This window comes from Mesorhizobium sp. M1A.F.Ca.IN.020.04.1.1 (assembly GCF_003997315.1).
Taxonomy (GTDB): Bacteria; Pseudomonadota; Alphaproteobacteria; order Rhizobiales; family Rhizobiaceae; genus Mesorhizobium.
On sequence record NZ_RZSN01000411.1, the window covers coordinates 1 to 686 of the forward strand.

Sequence of the window (686 nt, forward strand, 5' to 3'; positions counted from 1 at the left end):
GTGGAGCGCCGCCGGGTTCTCGATGGTGACGATCGCAGCGATGGAATCGTCCTCAAGTTCATCGACCTAAACCCCGACGGCAGAGCATCATCGCGTAGCGTCACGGTGAGGCTCTAGCGATGGAGATTTTGAAGCGACCGATCTCGCACGAGGATCGCACCGGTCCAGCGTTCTGGGTCGACGAGGCGATCTGGGGACACCGCCTGCATGACGAGCAAACGCCGTGGCTGATCCTTCTGGAATTCTTGGGGGTGCTGAGGTCAGAGGAACTTGCCGGCCGCGCCTTGTCGGAACAAGAGTTGAACGCTCTCTCCTATCGTCCACAGACCCAACTTCGTCTGCGCAACCTGATCTTCAACAATCCCTACCTCCTGACCATCGGCGCGGAACGCCTTTCCGACGATGCGGCCTGGACCAAATGGCTGGAGTTGATGGAACAGAATGCCGGCGGGTTAGAGAGCCGGAACTTCAGCTACCTTCGCAGCCGCTTCGACACTTTCGACGACTTCGCATCGGTGGTGGGATTTCTACAGAGTTCGGCCATCGAAGGCACCAGCAACAAGCGCTGGAGTTCAAAGTTCGTCTTCCCATTCGGCCCTAGCGCGCTCTACGAAGACGCTGCCGTGACCGCGTCTGGGGTCTCGACTGACAGGCGCTTCTTCGCCCGAACCGGCGAAGTGCTCTAC

The 686-nt window shown here is 59.5% G+C and carries 1 pseudogene; it reads left to right on the forward strand.

Features of this window, described 5'->3' with window-relative positions:
- Positions 1-119: 119 nt before the first annotated feature.
- Positions 120-686: pseudogene (locus EOA49_RS32270) on the forward strand (hypothetical protein); the annotation flags it as partial.